Source organism: Acinetobacter sp. D009, from assembly GCF_038562025.1.
GTDB classification, from domain to species: domain Bacteria; phylum Pseudomonadota; class Gammaproteobacteria; order Pseudomonadales; family Moraxellaceae; genus Acinetobacter; species Acinetobacter pittii.
Genome location: NZ_CP151886.1, coordinates 849,494 through 868,674, shown reverse-complemented (window position 1 = coordinate 868,674; position 19,181 = coordinate 849,494). Strand labels below are relative to the sequence as shown.

The window sequence follows — 19,181 nt, the reverse complement described above, 5'->3', positions numbered from 1 at the left end:
AACAATATGAGTAGAATTATGTTTAAAAGAGCACTTTTATGCTTAAGTTTAATTAGCTTGGTTGGTTGTAATGATGACGATAAAACTGAAAACTCACCAACCACACCAGAATATCAACTTCCTAAAATTTTAGTGGTAGGACATCGCGGCGCGAGCGCTTTGCGTCCTGAACACACATTAGCTTCATATCAAAAAGCGATTGATGATGGCGCAGATTTCATTGAACCTGATCTAGTCTCTACAAAAGATGGCGTATTGGTTACTCGCCATGAAAATGAGATTGGTGGAACAACCAATGTAAGCACTTTAAGCCAGTTTGCAGATCGTAAAACAACAAAAAATATTGATGGTAAAGACTTAACAGGCTGGTTTACAGAAGACTTCACTTTAAGTGAATTACAGCAGCTTAAAGCGCGTGAACGCATTCCAGAGTTCCGTCCAGCAAACACAGCCTATAATGACCTTTACCCTGTTCCGACGCTAGAGCAAGTGATTGAACTGGCTGAAGCAAATTATAAGAAAACGGGAAAAATTATTGGTTTATATATTGAAACCAAACATCCGACTTACTTTAAAAATCAGAAACTGGCAATGGAAGATACCCTTCTTAAAACCTTAGCCAAATACGAATATACACGTGATATTGCACCTGTCTATTTACAGTCTTTTGAAGTGAGTAATCTAAAATATTTAAAAGATCAGCTCGACCTTCATAAAACGATTAAACATGCACAAATCATTCAATTATATGACGCTAAAACCTCTCAACCAGCCGACTTCGTTGAATCTGGCGAAACTAAAACTTATGCCGATTTAGCCACAGCACAAGGCTTAAAAGACGTGGCTAAATATGCAAACGGTGTAGGGCCAAGCAAAGGCTATATTCTTAACTTTAATGACAGTGGCTCAGTTCAAACAACTTCGTTTATCACTGATGCACATACAGCTGGGTTAAAAGTACATCCTTATACTTTCCGCCCAGAAAATTATTATTTACCAACGCATTTAAAGTGCAGTCAAGATAAACCAGCGGAGCGCTGTCCATCTGGTGCTTTAAAAGAGTTTGAAGCCTATTTTAAAGCTGGTGTTGATGGTGTCTTTACAGATGACCCAGCACTTGGCCGTGAAGCCGTTATTAATTTTGAAAAAGCTGCAAAATAAATAAAGTTTCTAACAAAAAACAGGGCAATAAATGCCCTGTTTTTTTATTTCTCTACAACATTATCAAAATAAAGTGGGATCCACTGATATTGCTCAGCATTTACTTTATAAACATGGCCAATGCCCGGAAATGGTAAATGTGGTGCGGCAACCCATTGTTGCTTATTTGAAATTTCAGCAAACATTTTTAAACGTGTATTAATCGCCTGCTCAGAATTCACATCAAAATCTACCCCAGTTTTTGGAGCATCAAATTGCAATGAATGTGAGTGGACAATGTCTCCAACAAAAATGATTTGCTGATCATTACTTTTTAAGCGGAAGCTATGATGACCTGGTGTATGACCACGAGTATCGATTACCTCAAAACCTTGAATGACATCGCCGTCTTTAAATGTCTTGAATGCTTTTTTTGCTTGGTATGGAGCAAGAGCAGTTTTTACGTTTTTAACAGTACCCAAATAATTTTCTTTTTTGTCTGCTGGTACTGTTTTTTCAGAAGCTGGATTTAACCAGTAATCAGCTTCACGCTCATGTGCATATACAGTTGCATTTGAAAATACGGCTTTTCCATTTTGAGCAATACCGCACACATGGTCTGGGTGTAGATGAGTAAGTAAAACAGTTTTTACATCAGCAAGCTTATAACCAGCCAATTCAATATTTTTTGCAATCGAGCCAAGTTGCGGGCCAAAACAACTTGCTGCACCACTGTCTACAAGCGTTAAGCTTTTTCCATCATCAACTAAAAATGCATTTACCGAGGTTTGAATCCCTTTCTCATTAACAGCAGCATATTTCGTTAAGATTTTAGTTTTCTGAGCCTGATTTAAGTTTTTGAATAAATCAGGATTTAAATAAATCGTACCATCAAGCAAAGAAGTTACGCGGTAGTTTCCAAATTGATGGTGATAATATCCTGGTACTTGCGGGGTTGCTGTTGGCTCAGCATAACTTGCATGGATGCTTCCAATTGCAAGGCCCAACGCTACACATAATTTTTTCATCTTTTCTTCTCTATTGAGTTATAAAGTCGAAATCTTTAAAAAAGATTTAATAATTTTTTAAGACCCAAATTATATAATGCATGAAAAGTGTCAGAAATATAAGTATATGAATAGCTATTCTCCCTATAAGGGTAAAAGCGGTCTTAAGCGCATATTAAATGCAACGGGCTACTCTATTTCAGGATTTAAAGCAGCTTATAAAAATGAGGCAGCTTTTCGCCAAATTGTTTTGATTAATATTATTTTGATTCCGGTTAGTTTTTTTCTTGATGTGAGCCGTAGTGAGCATGTGTTACTGATTATTGTATGTCTTTTTGCAATGATCGTTGAGCTATTCAACTCGGCTATTGAGGCTGTGGTTGACCGAGTCTCACTTGAAAAACATCAGCTTTCTAAAAATGCAAAAGATATGGGAAGTGCTGCCCAATTTGTTGCACTCTCTATCATTGCTATTACATGGTTAATTATTTTATTAGGCTAAAAAAAACCATGCCTACAAGTAAATAAGCATGGTTGTAACAAAAGAGGAACTTCTAGCTGCTGTTCCTGTTTTTAATATAAATAATGGAACTTAATTATTTCTTAAAATTATGTGAAAAATAAAAAAAATCCCTGCATAAGCAGGGATTTTTTTGGTTAAAGCGTTGATGCGTTATTACATCATGCCGCCCATACCACCCATACCGCCCATATCTGGAACAGCTGGTTTATCTTCAGGAATGTCAGTAATCATACATTCTGTAGTTAACATTAAGCCAGCAACAGAAGCTGCATGCTCAAGTGCAGAGCGAGTTACTTTAGCTGGGTCAAGGATACCCATTTCTAACATATCGCCATATTCACCAGTTGCAGCGTTGTAACCAAAGTTACCTTCACCACCTTTAACTGCATTGATCACTACAGATGGCTCATCACCAGCGTTTGCAACGATTTGACGAAGTGGAGCTTCGATCGCACGACGTAAAATGTTGATACCTGCTGTTTGGTCTTCATTAGCGCCTTTTAAGCCATCTAATGCATTAACCGCACGTACTAGAGCAACACCACCACCAGCAACAACACCTTCTTCAACTGCTGCACGAGTTGCATGAAGCGCATCGTCTACACGGTCTTTCTTCTCTTTCATTTCAACTTCAGTTGCTGCACCGATTTTAATTACAGCAACACCGCCTGCTAATTTAGCAACGCGTTCTTGTAATTTTTCACGGTCATATTCTGAAGTAGATTCTTCAATTTGAGCACGAATTTGTTGAACACGCTCAGCAATACCAGCAGCATCACCAGCACCATCAACAATAACAGTGTTTTCTTTAGAAACAGTGATTTTGTGCGCAGTACCTAAATCTTGAAGAGTTGCTTGCTCTAAAGACATACCAACTTCTTCAGAAATAACAGTTGCACCAGTCAAGATTGCGATGTCTTGAAGCATTGCTTTACGACGGTCACCGAAACCAGGAGCTTTAACAGCACATACTTTGATAATACCGCGCATGTTGTTTACAACAAGTGTAGCAAGCGCTTCACCTTCAACATCTTCAGCGATGATAAGAAGTGGTTTACCAGTTTTTGCAACTGCTTCTAAAACAGAAATCAATTCACGGATGTTGCTGATTTTCTTGTCTACAAGAAGAATGAACGGGTTTTCAAGTTCAGCAGTTAAAGTATCTTGTTTGTTTGCGAAGTACGGAGAGATATAACCGCGGTCAAACTGCATACCTTCTACAACGTCTAACGCATCTTCGAAGCCAGAACCTTCTTCTACAGTAATTACGCCTTCTTTACCTACTTTTTCCATCGCTTGAGCGATAAGTTTACCAACAGTAGTATCAGAGTTAGCAGAGATAGAACCTACTTGCTCGATCGCTTTAAAATCATCAGCAGGTTTTGCATTTGAACGGATATTTTCAACTACAGTTTTTACTGCGATATCGATACCACGTTTTAAATCCATTGGGTTCATGCCTGCAGTTACAGATTTGATCCCTTCATTTAAAATTGCTTGAGCAAGTACAGTTGCAGTTGTAGTACCGTCACCAGCGATATCGTTAGTTTTGCTAGAAACTTCACGAACAAGTTGAGCACCCATGTTTTCAAACTTGTCTTTTAATGAAATTTCTTTAGCAACAGTTACGCCGTCTTTAGTGATGTGCGGAGCACCGAAAGAACGGTCAATAACTACGTTACGACCTTTAGGGCCTAAAGTCACTTTAACCGCATCTGCAAGTACGTTTACGCCTGCAATCATTTTTGAGCGAGCTGAATCACCAAATTTTACGTCTTTAGCTGACATATTAAACTCCGAATCTTTTTAAATACTGAATCTGATAATGAATTGAGTTATGGATTGATTAGCCTTCCAACACAGCTAAAATGTCTGACTCTTTCATGATTAAGAGTTCTTCACCACTTACTTTCACTGTTGTACCTGCATAAGTACCAAACAATACTTTGTCACCAACTTTAACATCCAAAGCACGTACGCCATTCTCAGTGATTTGACCATTACCTACTGCAATTACTTCACCTTGAGATGGTTTTTCAGCAGCAGAACCTGGAAGTAAAATACCGCCAGCAGTTTTGGTTTCTTCTTCTACGCGACGAATTACAACGCGATCATGTAATGGACGAATGTTGCTCATAATTAACTCCATCAGACTAAGTCTTTTTGATTAATCGTTATTGCTTTAATCCAGAGCAATAACAAAATATTTAGATGTCACTTTTGTGGGGATGAAAAAAAAGGCTTCAAGGGGAAAATGAAAAAAAACTTATCTTTTTTGGTCATTTTTTAACAGGTTGTGAAGAGTTTTTATTAAATTTAAAGCACAAAATAAAAGAGGCTATTTTCATAGCCTCTTTTATAAAAATAAATTTTAATGTTAAACAAAGAGTTGCTGATTATTCAACAATTCATCTAATGTTGTATTTACCTGATTTAAAGTTATCAATGACACACTACTAAACATTGTACCTTCACCATCTCGGTCAAGACTAATAGTCGTGTTTCCAGCATCTTGTTCTACGCTAATAAATTTCGCTAATGTGCTCACATCTTTAGAATAGTCAATTAATAGTTCACTTAAATCAATTTTGTCAGCTTGAGCATCGGTTCCTACTTCACCTAAAGTAAAATCTAACACCGTGTCATGTCCATTTCCGCCAGTCGCATCTTGGCTATTTAACAATTGGAACAGAATGGTATCAGTACCTTCATTGGTGATATAAGTATCGTTACCTTCACGCCCATTCAAAACGTTATTCCCAGAGTTACCTGTTAAAAGATTATCTAAAGCATTGCCTGTTGCATTTAGATGAGCAGAGCCAACTAACTCCAAGTCTTCAACATAACGACCACTTTCTATATTTGTCGACCAATCAGAATATCCAACCAGACTATAACTCACAGAGCTAATTATTTTATCGTGTCCACCAAAATCCGTATCTTTAAGTTCAGACCCAACTATTTGTGTTTCCGAATAACCACTTTGAACCCAAACACTTTCGTAATGACTCGTATCTACCCAAGCCTCTTCATTATGACCATCAAACACATATTGTTGCTCATAATAACCTTGTTCAATCCATTGAGATTCATAGTGCCCATCTTGAACGAGTTGTTGTTCAAGATGTCCAACCTCTAGAGTATTAGGACCTGATAGTTCATATCCTGACTGCCATTGATTTAAATTATAATCATAGTACGTATTCACATATTGATTATACGAACCATCATCTGAATAGTAATTTATGCCATTTGAGTCCATGTAGACGTCTATTACGCCATCAACGACCCATGTATCTTGATAATAGCTTGTATCAATCCAAATATCTTGGGAGTAACTTGTGTCAATCCAAACATTTTCAAAATGGCTTGTATCTACCCATATATTATCAGTATAACCAGAAGCTACCCATTGCTCCTCATAATGACTTGTATCTATCCAGACATCCTGAAATACATTAACAGTAGCAACGCCATATTCTTGAACAAAATCACTTATATGATCAACTACATACGTATTATCCGTAGCATCACCTTTAAACTGATCAACAGTGATTGTAGTTAAATCATTAATTGCTTTACTGATAGTTTCACTACGATTTCCAGCACGATCAATAACGGTAAGGTCAAATGACGTTGCAGTCCCATACACATAAGTAGAGAAAGTTCCATCTGCCATGACCGTAGTACTCGTTACAGAAGGTTCTTGATCAGCAAAATAATAAGTGACTTCAACAGTAGCATTACTTTCGGCTTGCCCTACCAGCCAATTACCCCATTCATTTATGGCAAGCTGGGTGACCACTTTCGGTGCTGTTGTATCATTTGTAGCAATAATCGTTGTACCTACACTCACATTTTGATTGGCATCAACTACTTTTACCGTCAATGTTTCTCCATGCCAATATTGTGACCATAATTGTGTTAAGAAACTACCTTCACTTCCGACAGTAGTCTGACCAACTAAATTATTATTAGCATCAAAAATATTAACTGTTGAATATGCTTCCGCTTGTCCTGAAAGTACATTTCCATCTTCTAAGACAAGCTGAGTTGCTGCATTTGGCGCGACGATGTCTATAGGCGCGGTAATTTCGGTGTAAGCGCTTTGATAGCCATTTTGCTCCACAACAACGCGTAAAGTTTGCCCATTCGCCTGAGGTGAATATAACTGGATATTAAAATGCTCTGTTTCGTCTACAAAACCACCGCCAATATAATTACTATACACATCATAAATACGCACCACACTATTTGGTAAAGCAGTTCCCTCAATAAACAAACCATTTTCAGATACCACAACATGATTTGCTGAAGGTGGTGCATTAATATCTGCATTAAAAGTAATATTAAATGGGGTACTTATATTTTTGGCTAAATCTGTTGCCGTGATAAATAACTGCTCTCCACGTAATAGTGGTGGATAAATACTAGCATTGAAATATCCTAATTCATCCGATTGAGATTCTGCTCTTAAATTCCCATCCGCATCCATTACCTGAATGATTGCTTTTGAATCAGTGTATCCAGTAATGCTATAACCATCATTGTTAATTACCACATCATTAATTATTGGAGCAATATTGTCTAAAGGCGCAATAATTTCAGAGATTAGGCTATATTGATTCGTATTCTGATCATAAACTCGAACTTGTAATGTCTGTCCCTGTAGATAGTAATCATTTAACTGAATAGCAAAACTACCATCTTCATTCACAGCATTATTCCACCCTCCGTTAATGGTCTGACCATCAGTAGATGTAACAACAACCGACATTCCTACTGTCGCCTTACCTGTCAGAATATGGCCATCTATATCCAGTTTTAGCTCTGTTGCAGCAATTGGTGAATTCGAAAATACAGGTACTAACTGATGAGCAACTTCGCTTCGGTTACCTGCAATATCTTTGACAACAATACTCAAATTTTGTGTCTGGTATTGACTCAGATTAATCCATTGATAAAATTTTCCATCATATCCAACATAAGTTGTTGTGATTACTGCACCATATTGATCAATAATTTCAACAGTTGAGTTTGGCTCCGCCTCACCAAAAAGCAATCCGTCTGAGGTTAATGTAATATTTGCTGCAGCTGGCGGTGCGTCATCATCAATTAAAGCATTTTGCTTAACTTCAACACTTCGGTTACCAGCTATATCTACAACGATGAAAGTTAATTCCTCTCCATGTAAATAAACCTGATTGAAATAACCTATCACGTTACCTTGGCTATCAACATATCCCCAACCAGCGCGGTTGCCAAATTGATCTAGTACTTCAATTCGAGTATCTGCTTCAGCACGCCCCGTAAAGTACTGACCATTTACATCAAAAACAATATTCTCAATTTGATTTGGCGCAATATCATCAATCAAAGCATTCTGCTTGACCTCTGTACTGCGGTTACCTGCTCGGTCAACTACAACAAAAGTAAGCTCTTCTCCATGTAAATAGACTTGATTAAAAGAACCTGACACATTACCAATACTATCTACATAACCAGAACCTACGACCTCACCCGCAGTATTTTTAACTTCGATTCGGCTATCGGCTTCTGCTTGCGCTGTAAAGTTTTGACCATTTTCATTTAAGACGATGTTTTCAATCGGATTTGGTGCAATATCATCAGTTAAAGCATTTTGCTTAAATTCAATACTTTGATTACCTGCTTTATCTATAACAATAAAAGTGAGTTCCTCACCTTTTAAATAAACCTGATTGAAGTGACCTGACACATTACCAGTGCTATCGACATAACCATAACCGACAAACTCACCCGCAGCATTTTTGACACCAATAAAACTATTGGCTTCTGCTTGTGCCGTAAAATTTTGCCCATTTTCGTCAAAGATGATGTTTTCAATCGGATCTGGCGTAATGGTATCCACTAAAGCATTTAACTTAAGTTTGATACTGCGGTTACCTACTCGGTCTATAACAACGAATGTTAATTCTTCTCCATGTAAATACACTTGATAGAAGTAACCTGTCACATTACCAGTGCTATCTGCATAACCATATCCTATAGATTCACCAGCAGCATTTGTGATTTCTATCCGACTATTTGCTTCCGCTTGTGCTGTAAAGTTTTGACCGTTCGTATCAAGTACAATATTTTTAATCGGATTTGGCGCAATATCATCAAATGGAGCCTTAACTGAAACAGCTTCACTCACATTTCCAGCTCGGTCTTTAACAGTGACTGTGAACTCTTCACCATGTAAATTGTAAGTACCGAAAGAAATAGTGAATGTACCATCAGCGTTTACACTATAATCCCACGTATTCATCTGCTGACCATTTTGATCAAAAATCTGGATGAAGGTATTCGGCTCAGCCACACCAGAAAGGGACGAACCATCTTCATTGAATGTAAGATTACTTGCAGCCGCGGGAGCAATATCATCAAGCGGTGCTTTTACAGTAACCCCACTACTCATATTACCTGCTCGATCTACTACAACCACTTTAAACTCTTCACCATGCAAGTAGTTACTGTCTAAAGAGATGTTAAATGTTCCATCCCAATTAACATTATTATTCCAAAGATTTAATAATTGACCATTCTGATCAAATATTTGAATCGTAGCATTTGGCTCTGCCATACCAGTTAGATATGAACCATCTTCGCTAAATATTAAATTAGTCGCATTTTCCGGTGCGGTATTATCAAGAAAGGCTGTTTGTTTTACTTCAACGCTGCGATTGCCGGCTTGATCAATCACAACAAAAGTGAGCTCCTCACCTTTTAAATAAACTTGATTCAAGTAACCCGAGACATTACCAGCACCATCCACATAACCAAAACCTACAACCTCACCCACAGTATTTTTAACTTCAACTTTGCTATTTGCTTCTGCTTGCGCCGTAAAGTTTTGACCATTTTCATTAAAGATAATGTTTTCAATCACATTCGGAGCAATGTCATCAATCAAGGCATTCTGCTTGACCTCTGTACTGCGGTTCCCCGCTTTGTCAACTACAACAAAAGTGAGTTCTTCACCATGTAAATAGACCTGATAGAAGTAACCTGAAACATTCCCCATGCTATCGGTTGAGCCAGATCCTATGACTTCACCAGCAGCATTTTTGACTTCAATTTGAGTGTTTGCTTCTGCCTGAGCTGTAAAGTACTGTCCGTTCGCATCAAGTACAATATTTTCAATTGGATTTGGTGCAATATCATCAGTTAAAGCGTTTTGCTTAACTTCTGTACTACGGTTACCAGCTCGGTCAACGACAACAAAAGTGAGTTCTTCTCCATGTAAATAGACTTGATATAAATAACCTGACACATTACCAGCACCATCTACATAACCTGAACCTATGGCCTCACCCATTGCATTTTTGACTTCAATTTGAGTGTTTGCTTCTGCTTGCGCCGTAAAGTTCTGTCCGTTTGAGTCGAATACAATATTTTCAATTGGATTTGGTGCAATCTCATCAATCAAAGCATTCTGCTTAACTTCTGTACTACGGTTACCCGCTCGGTCAACGACAACAAAAGTAAGCTCTTCGCCATGTAAATAGACCTGATACAAGTAACCAGAAACATTGCCTGTGCTATCTGCTGATCCATAACCAATAATGTCACCATTGGTATTTTTAATTTCAATCTGACTATTTGCTTCAGCCTGAGCTGTAAAGCTCTGTCCATTGATATCTAATGCAATATTTTCAATCGGATTTGGTGCGATATCATCAGTTAAAGCACTCTGCTTGACCTCTGCACTACGGTTACCCGCTCGGTCAACTACAACAAAAGTAAGTTCCTCACCATGTAAGTAAACTTGCGGGAAATAACCAAATACATTACCTAAACTATCGGTATAACTAGTAGTAATCTTATTTCCAGCCTGATCTAATATTTCAATAGAGCTTCCAGCTTCTGCCTGAGCTGTAAAGCTTTGGCCATCTTCGTTGAAGATGATATTTGCAATCGGATTTGGTGCAATGGTATCAATTAAAGCATTTTGCTTAAATTCGATACTACGGTTACCAACTCGATCTATGACAACAAAAGTAAGCTCTTCACCATGTAAATAGATTTGATTGAAAAAGCCTGAGACATTACCAGCACTATCTGTAGAGCCCCAACCCGTCTGATTACCTAATGAATCAAAAACTTCAATCTGACTATTTGCTTCTGCTTGTGCTGTAAAGTTTTGACCGTTTGCATCAAGTAAAATATTTTTAATTGGATCCGGTGCAATATCATCAAGTGGAGCATTTATTGAAACAGCTTCACTCACATTTCCAGCTTGGTCTTTAACTGTGACCGTGAATGCCTCTCCATGTAAATTATTGCTACCTAAGAAAATAGTAAATGTACCATCTGAGTTTATGGTGTTATTCCATATATTCACGAGCTGACCATTATGATCAAAAACCTGAATCGTAGTATTCAGTTCTGCTACGCCTGTAAGATATGAACCATCTTCTGAGAAAACTAAATTGCTGGCTGGTGTAGGAGCAACCGTATCAGCGGTAATTACAGTATCGGTGCTTACTTGCCCACGAGCATCCTTAATTGATAAGAAAAACTGCTCACCATTAACAAGAGGGCGGTCAAGCTGGAGTTTAAAATAACTTGATCCATTCCAACCGTTATCTTCACCGACTTTAATTTCAGCTACGACTTCACCTTTGGCATCTTTAACAATAAGAGTACTATTATTTTCAGCTTGTCCACTTATCACTCCGTCCGAAGTAAAGCTATCTACATGGGGGGCAAAAGCATAATTAGGCGCCTGTATCTGCGCTGCTAAACTTACATTTCCATTCACATCGGTAGCCGTGACATAAACCGTCTCAGCATTAGTTAAAAACATACCTAGTTCTATCGAAAAACTTCCACTCTCATCAGTCCAGTTATTCCAGAACCATTTATTAAGAATGTTTCCTTGCCCATCTTTAACTAAAATTTCAGAGAAAGGTTCTGCATGGCCATAAACTAAATCACCAGCATCATTGAAATTTAAATCTGTTGGAACAGGTGGAGGAGTCAGATCTACAATGATATTCTGCTCAGGACTCATCAACCCTTTATTATCAATAATTTGAACGGAAATTTGCTCTCCATCAATTAAAGGTCGGTTTACACTCAAGCTAAAATGACTAAATTCATTCCAACTATTGTCATCACCTAATGTAACCTTTCCTAATTCATTACCGTCAGCATCACGCACGATTACTGTACTATTATCTTCAGCAAACCCAGAAATTAAGCCTTCTTGTGTAATACGTTCAACATATGGAATATAAGCAAAGTTTGGAACTTCGATTAGGGCTTCACTCGTATTTTGATTTTTATCTACTACTTGTACGGTAACCGATTCACCTTCTTTTAAAAATTGGAACACCTGTAAACTTGCAAAGCCTTGTTCATCGGTAAAACCTGTAGCAATTAAATTGCCCTCTCCAGAAAATGCACGAATAAAGCTGTTCGGCTCATTAACATGTACTGATAAAGTTTCACCACTGATATCAAACTGTGGAGTTTCTAAAAATACTGCGGGCGTATAGTCTGCAGTAATATATTGTGGATGGCCTGAAATATTATCTTTATCTGTAGAAATAATAATTTGAGTACCTTCCTCCAAAGGTTGGTCGAGAGACAAAGTAAATGGTCTGACTTCACCTAATGCCATTGCATTAAAAGGCGTAATACCTGAACCCTCAAATGCAATGGAGTTAAACTCTTGCAGAATATTTCCATTCTGATCTTTTACAATAAAATGACTGCCTTCGGTCGCATAACCAGTGATCACACCTTCTGGACTAATTCTTGTAATACTAATTGCAGGAACTTCAGTAACTTGGCCAATTGACGAATTTTCACTGCTGTATCCATTATAAGTAGCGACAGCATAAACTTCTTGATTTGAGTTAATTGAAAGGTCTTGTAAAGTAAATTTACCTTCGTCATTAGTTATGGTACTTGCAAGCCAATCACCACTTTTATTGTAAATATCAACTTTACTTCCTTTATATGCGCTACCTGAAATGATAGCTCCATCTATATTATTGAAAGTTAGTGAATCTAGAGTTGGCGAATTTGGAGTATGATCTACATTATAATTTTGGGTCTGTTTAATAATGGCTGTATTGCCAGCTTGATCAGTAAGACTAATATCAATTGATATATTGGTTTGCGATTCTTCTGACCACAAAAACTCTGCTGGAATTTCAGTAACCCACTCTTGGGTAACTTCATCAAAATGAAAGTTATACACAACATCGTTTAGAGTCGTATTTACTGATGTCAGTGAGCTATTTAAATCTGTTGGTAGATTATCTACTTCCAGTCTTATAGAAATAACTTGATCTTTTTCAGCTAGGCTTATTGTATTGTCTTCAGTAATCGACTTTACAGTTACTGTAGTTGATTCAATATTTAAAGAATTATCTATAATTACCTTTTCCACACCAGTTTCTGATGTGTTGCCTGCAAGATCCGTTACTACGGCTTTATAGAGATAACTACCATCAGCTAAATCTTTTTGTTCAGCTGTTGTCTCCTGCCAAGTTTTTCCTTCATCGGTAGAGACTTCATAGTGGTCTAATAAAGCAGCTTGCTCTCCGATTACAATCGGTTGAGCTAGCTTCAAAGTAAAATTATTATCTTGCGTAATTTGATCGGTTGCTGAAACACCTGTATCACTCAAATCAGATAAAGTTAGTTCACCTGCTTGTGGTGCGGTAGTATCTACAACGACTTTTTGTATAGCGGTTTCTGATGTATTACCTGCAATATCTGTAACTATAGCTTTATATTGGTAAACACCATCGGTTAAATCTTTTTGAGCTACTGTTGTTTCCTGCCACGTCTTTCCATCATCTTTCGATATCCAATAAGTGATTTGGCTATTTACTTCTTGTCCGCTAATCTTTAAATCAAAAATTTTATCTTGCGTAATCTGATCGGTTGCCGAAACACCTGTATCACTTAAATCAGATAAACTCAGTTCACCTGCTTGCGGCGCTGTTGTATCCACAACGACTTTTTGTATAGCGGTTTCTGATTTATTTCCCGCAACGTCGGTTATTACAGCTTTAAATTGATAAATACCATCAGTCAAATCTTTTTGAGCAACTGTTGTTTCCTGCCATGTCTTTCCTTCATCTTTAGATATCCAGTAAGTGATTTGGCTATTTACTTCTTGTCCGCTAATCTTTAAATCAAAAGTTTTATCTTGCGTAATCTGATCGGTTGCCGAAATGCCCGTATCAGCCAAAGCAGATAAAGTCAGTTCGCCTGCTTGCGGTGCTGTTGTATCGACAACAACTTTTTGTATAGCGGTTTCTGATGTATTTCCCGCAACGTCGGTTATTACAGCTTTAAATTGATAAATACCATCAGTCAAATCTTTTTGAGCAACTGTTGTTTCCTGCCAAGTTTTTCCATCATCGATAGAAACTAAATACGTTACTCGGCTGCCACTTTCCTGTCCTTCAAGCTTTAAATTGAAGTTTTTATCTTGCGTAATTTGATCGGTTGCTGAAACACCTGTATCAGTCAAATCGGATAAAATCAGTTCACCTGCTTGTGGTGCGGTAGTATCTACAACGACTTTTTGTATAGCAGTTTCCGATGCATTTCCCGCTCGGTCCGTTACTACAGCTTTGTAGAGATAAACACCATCGGTTAAATCTTTTTGAGTTACTGTTGTTTCTTGCCAAGTCCTACCATCATCGGTAGAGACCAAATACGTTACTCGGCTGCCACTTTCCTGTCCCTCAATCTTTAAAGTGAAGTTTTTATCTTGAGTGATCTGGTCTATTGTATAAGAACCTGAATCCAAAAGATTTTTTAGATTCAAAGTACCTGGCTCAGGAGGCGTCGTATCTTTAGAATCGTTCCGAGACAATAAAGCAATTGTTCCTGCTCCTGCTAAAGCGCTGACTACCCACGACCAGAGGGGCACAGAAGATGAACTATCAATAAGCTTTGGCGTATCTTTTAATTCTAAATAATTAACAGTGGTCTGTCCGCTAGCATCTTCTCCCAGATTAGCAGCCCAATAATTCTGCCCTTCATTTAAAAGAATTTGCGGGTTTTCGCTAATAAAATAGTTTTCTAAAACAATTTCAGTTCCATCTTTTAGATGAACAATTGCACTGTTTCCTTCTCTTGTTATTGAAGAAATTTTTTCTGGATTTATATCGATTTTTGCGACTTCTTTAGGATTTACTACAATATTTCTTGTCTGGCCTACATTAATATCAACTGTATTATTTTTTGAAGCATTATTTGCCATTAATGATACTTGTACCATTTTTCCACCATGAAATTTTAAATATTATTAAGTTATTCTAAAATATTAAGATAAATAGATACTCATTTTAATTAAATATTATTAACTATCATAAAACACTAAACCCTTATTGTAGCTACTTTAAATCGCGGCTTTTTATATAGTTAAAAATTTTTTATGTATCCATTAATATTATTTTTAAAATGATAAAACATTTAGAATGTTTTCCTATTCCCCATATATAGAATTTAAAGCTTAGGCATTGTAATGGATAAAATTTTATCAATCTACTCTTAAGTTAAATGTCTTATAGAATTTTTATAAATTAAATTAAATTAAATTAATTGAAAAATCTTTAAATCGTAATTAAACCAATAATGATTAATTTTTCCTTCATTTGAAATGACATTAAAACTATTCGGAACATGATAATGCAAACGGCTAGAAGTCGCTGTTCCTGCATGAATATCATAAATAGGATGATCTATCTTTAACTGATAAATTTGCGTTAAATCATATACAGCGGTTTTATGTAAATGCCCATGTAACATTCCAAATAGTCCTGTTGTACTCCATTTTTCGAGTGCCATTTTTCCTAATACAGGACAATCTTTAATACCATGCTCATCATCAGGTGGAGTATAAAAAGGCTGATGGAAAACAACTAATTTGGTTTTATCAGCTGGCCCTTGCTGTAATCGCTCATATGTAGTTTGAATTTGCTCAATCGAAATATGTCCACGAGTATGATAACGACGACGAATACTATTCACACCAACAATATAAAAATGTTCAGTTTCTAAAGTGGGTTCAAGCTGGCCAAAAAAATATTGGTAGCGAGTAAATGGTGAGAAAAAACGGTTCCAGACATGGTACAACGGAATATCGTGATTACCAGGCACAACAAGATAAGGAATATTAAGGCTATCTAAAAACTGACGGCATTTATAAAACTGTTGATATCGGGCACGTTGAGTAATATCACCACTCACCACAATGACTTCAGGTTTATGTTGAGTGCAAAAAAGTCGGATTGCATCTAAACATGCCTCAACTTCTGTTCCAAAATGCAGATCAGATAGGTGTAACAACATTTGGCACCATAATATTTAAAGCATTCTTTTCTACAGAGAAATTTAAAGGTGCTTTCATCTCTAATATTTCACCATCTAAAGCTACTGTAAGTTTTGACCTTTTTGCACAATCTACCACCACATGATCTGCACAAAAACTATAAACATCTTGTGTCTCTTCTACTTTACCTTGAATCCACTGCCACAACATGTTTAATAAACTAAGCCTATCACTTTTCGTAATGACCACTCCAGCGACCCGACCTTGTGCAGCACATTCGGCAATTCTTAGTTTCATATCACACAACTGCAACTGGTTATTACCAAAGAAAATTAGAGGGGTTTTGACTGGATATTTCTTCCCATCAACTGTGACGGAAAGTTTCATGGATTTATTTTCTCTTAATAAAACATCCAGAGCTGAGGTATAGGCATGTAAAGGTAAGCGTCCTAAATATTTATTATAAAGCTCACGTTTCTTTATAAATAATGGATAAAGTCCTAGACTCGCATTATTTAAATAAACATGGTCATTAATTGTCGCAATATGTACAGAGCGTGGTGTACCTGTAGCGATGACTTCAGCAGCTTCTAACAAATCTAAGGGAATATCTAAAACTTTAGCGACATAATTAAAAGTTCCCAAAGGTAAAATTCCCATAGGGATATGAGTATGTCTAAGTTTTGATGCTACCGCATTTAATGTTCCATCCCCACCCGCTGCAACAACAACACCTAAGTTTGCATTTTGGCTATGCCGATGAATCACTTGACTCATCAAATCATCAAAAGAAACATCTTCCGCTAATTCAAAAACTTGTATTTCAAAACCAAATTCGGTGAACACGGTCATTAACTGTTCATACATATCTTCATGTTTTGACGCATGAAAACCCGACTTTTGGTTATAAATGATAGAGAGAGGTTTTAAAGTCCGCATTTTTATTATCTTAGAGGGATTCATCCTGAATATTGTATATAAAAACGCCTAATAAAAGTCTCTTTATGTAAATTTTGAATGAAGATCATTTGTTTAATCAATAATAATTCTCAAGAAAAAAATAAGAATCAAGTTATTGATTTTTAAGGAAATAAATAATATAAATAACATACATACAACATAAAAATATTGAGAATAAGATATTGTAAAAAACTACAAGTTAATGATTTAAATGAGAAAAATATATAAAAGTAAAATATCTATTTCTTAGTCTTTAGTCTTATTTTTTTTATGATTTTGTGCTTTAATACAGCCACTTTTTTATTTGATCTTTCATTGTACCTCTCAATGAATGACTTGTACGTTGTACATATTTTGAATAGGCCTCACCATGACCACAGTGAACGCACCAGAATTCGTTCGTCATCCTAAGCTTATCGCATGGGTTGAAGAAATTGCAAACTTAACCAAACCAGCAAAAATCGAATGGTGTGACGGAAGCGAAGAAGAGTATCAACGTCTAATCGACTTGATGATCGCTAACGGCACCATGCAGAAATTAAACCAAGAAAAACATCCTGGTTCTTATCTTGCAAATTCTGACCCATCTGACGTTGCACGTGTTGAAGACCGTACTTACATCTGCTCTCAAAATAAAGAAGATGCTGGTGCGACAAACAACTGGGAAAACCCAGCTGTTATGCGTGAAAAATTAAATGGTTTATTTGAAGGCTCAATGGAAGGCCGTACAATGTACGTTGTCCCTTTCTCAATGGGTCCTTTAGGTAGCCATATTGCTCATATCGGTATTGAGTTAACTGACTCTCCTTACGTTGCTGTTAGCATGCGTAAAATGGCACGTATGGGTAAAGCAGTTTATGACGTATTAGGTACAGACGGCGAGTTCGTTCCTTGCGTACATACAGTAGGTGCTCCACTTGCTGAAGGTCAACAAGACGTTGCTTGGCCATGTAACCCTGAAAAATATATCGTTCATTACCCAGAAACTCGTGAAATCTGGTCTTTCGGTTCTGGTTACGGCGGTAACGCATTACTTGGCAAAAAATGTTTAGCTCTTCGTATCGCTTCTGTCATGGGACGCGAACAAGGTTGGTTAGCTGAACACATGCTTATTCTTGGTGTAACTAACCCTCAAGGTGAAAAACACTACATCGCTGCAGCATTCCCGTCTGCATGTGGTAAAACAAACTTTGCTATGTTAATTCCGCCAGCAGGTTATGAAGGTTGGAAAATCGAAACTGTAGGTGACGATATTGCTTGGATCAAACCAGGTGAAGATGGTCGTTTATATGCGATTAACCCTGAAGCTGGTTTCTTCGGTGTAGCTCCTGGTACAAATACCAAGACTAACCCGAACTGTATGGCAACTCTTCACAAAGATGTTATCTATACAAACGTAGCAGTAACTGAAGATGGTCAAGTATGGTGGGAAGGTCTTTCTAAAGAAGTTCCAACAAACTTAACTAACTGGAAAGGTCAACCTCATGTAAATGGTGAAAAAGCAGCGCATCCAAATGCTCGCTTCACTGTTGCAGCTGGTCAATGCCCTTCTATCGATGCTGACTGGGAAAATCCAGCAGGCGTTCCAATTTCTGCATTTATCTTCGGCGGTCGCCGTGCAGATACGGTTCCTTTAGTTTCTGAAGCTTTCGATTGGGTTGACGGTGTATATAAAGCGGCAACTATGGGTTCTGAAACTACTGCTGCTGCTGTTGGTCAACAAGGTATCGTTCGTCGTGACCCATTCGCGATGCTTCCATTTGCTGGCTATAACATGGCTGACTACTTTGATCACTGGTTAAGCCTTGGTCAACAAGTAAGTACAAAAGCTGAAGCAGCTGGTAATAAATTACCAAAAATCTTTAATGTAAACTGGTTCCGTCGTGATGCTGAAGGCAACTTCGTATGGCCTGGTTTCGGTCAAAACATGCGTGTTCTTGAGTGGATCATTGATCGTTGTGAAGGTCGTGCAAACGCTGTTGAAACACCAATTGGTCTTGTTCCAACATATGACGACTTGAACTGGGAAGGTACTGAATTCTCTAAAGAAGAATTTGACCTAATCACAGCTCAAGATAAAGATCAGTGGATTACTGAAATTGAAAGCCACACTGATTTATTTAATAAACTCGGTGATCGCTTACCGAAAGCATTAAAAGAACGTCAAGCAGCTTTACTTGAAGCTGTAAAAACTGGCTTCTAATTGCTATATATAAAA

Annotated in this window: 9 protein-coding genes; 3 read left to right on the top strand and 6 right to left on the bottom strand. The window is 37.3% G+C overall.

What is annotated here, in order from left to right; genetic code table 11:
- The first annotated feature begins 18 nt into the window (after positions 1-18).
- Positions 19-1,161, top strand: coding sequence for a glycerophosphodiester phosphodiesterase (locus tag AAC388_RS04095; protein WP_017385784.1), 1,143 nt, complete (start codon positions 19-21; stop codon positions 1,159-1,161).
- Between the two features lie 44 nt (positions 1,162-1,205).
- On the opposite strand, the gene AAC388_RS04090 is transcribed toward AAC388_RS04095, so the two are convergent.
- A complete protein-coding gene (locus AAC388_RS04090; protein WP_342371228.1) occupies positions 1,206-2,168 on the bottom strand; it encodes an MBL fold metallo-hydrolase in 963 nt (320 codons plus the stop codon).
- Between the two features lie 106 nt (positions 2,169-2,274).
- On the opposite strand from AAC388_RS04090, the gene AAC388_RS04085 reads away from it, so the two are divergent.
- A complete protein-coding gene (locus AAC388_RS04085) occupies positions 2,275-2,649 on the top strand; it encodes a diacylglycerol kinase (RefSeq protein ID WP_002118962.1) in 375 nt (124 codons plus the stop codon).
- 174 nt (positions 2,650-2,823) lie between these two features.
- Here AAC388_RS04085 and groL read toward each other — a convergent pair whose 3' ends face one another.
- From groL to AAC388_RS04060, 5 genes are all read right to left on the bottom strand, one after another.
- Positions 2,824-4,458 carry a chaperonin GroEL gene (groL, locus tag AAC388_RS04080; protein WP_002120607.1) on the bottom strand — a complete coding sequence of 545 codons (1,635 nt, stop codon included), beginning with the start codon at positions 4,456-4,458 and terminating at the stop codon, positions 2,824-2,826.
- 58 nt (positions 4,459-4,516) lie between these two features.
- Positions 4,517-4,807 carry a co-chaperone GroES gene (locus AAC388_RS04075; RefSeq protein WP_002120604.1) on the bottom strand — a complete coding sequence of 97 codons (291 nt, stop codon included), beginning with the start codon at positions 4,805-4,807 and terminating at the stop codon, positions 4,517-4,519.
- Between the two features lie 240 nt (positions 4,808-5,047).
- On the bottom strand, positions 5,048-14,950 hold the full coding sequence (gene blp1 / locus AAC388_RS04070; RefSeq protein ID WP_342371227.1) for a biofilm-associated Ig-like repeat protein Blp1: 9,903 nt from the start codon (positions 14,948-14,950) through the stop codon (positions 5,048-5,050).
- Between the two features lie 314 nt (positions 14,951-15,264).
- On the bottom strand, positions 15,265-16,023 hold the full coding sequence (locus AAC388_RS04065) for a metallophosphoesterase family protein (RefSeq protein ID WP_342371226.1): 759 nt from the start codon (positions 16,021-16,023) through the stop codon (positions 15,265-15,267).
- Positions 16,004-16,942, bottom strand: coding sequence for a diacylglycerol kinase family protein (locus tag AAC388_RS04060; protein WP_017480495.1), 939 nt, complete (start codon positions 16,940-16,942; stop codon positions 16,004-16,006). The genes AAC388_RS04065 and AAC388_RS04060 overlap by 20 nt, the downstream gene beginning before the upstream one ends.
- A 391-nt stretch (positions 16,943-17,333) precedes the next feature.
- Here AAC388_RS04060 and AAC388_RS04055 point away from each other — a divergent pair, with 391 nt between their 5' ends.
- Positions 17,334-19,166 carry a phosphoenolpyruvate carboxykinase (GTP) gene (locus tag AAC388_RS04055; RefSeq protein WP_002115528.1) on the top strand — a complete coding sequence of 611 codons (1,833 nt, stop codon included), beginning with the start codon at positions 17,334-17,336 and terminating at the stop codon, positions 19,164-19,166.
- Positions 19,167-19,181: the final 15 nt, after the last annotated feature.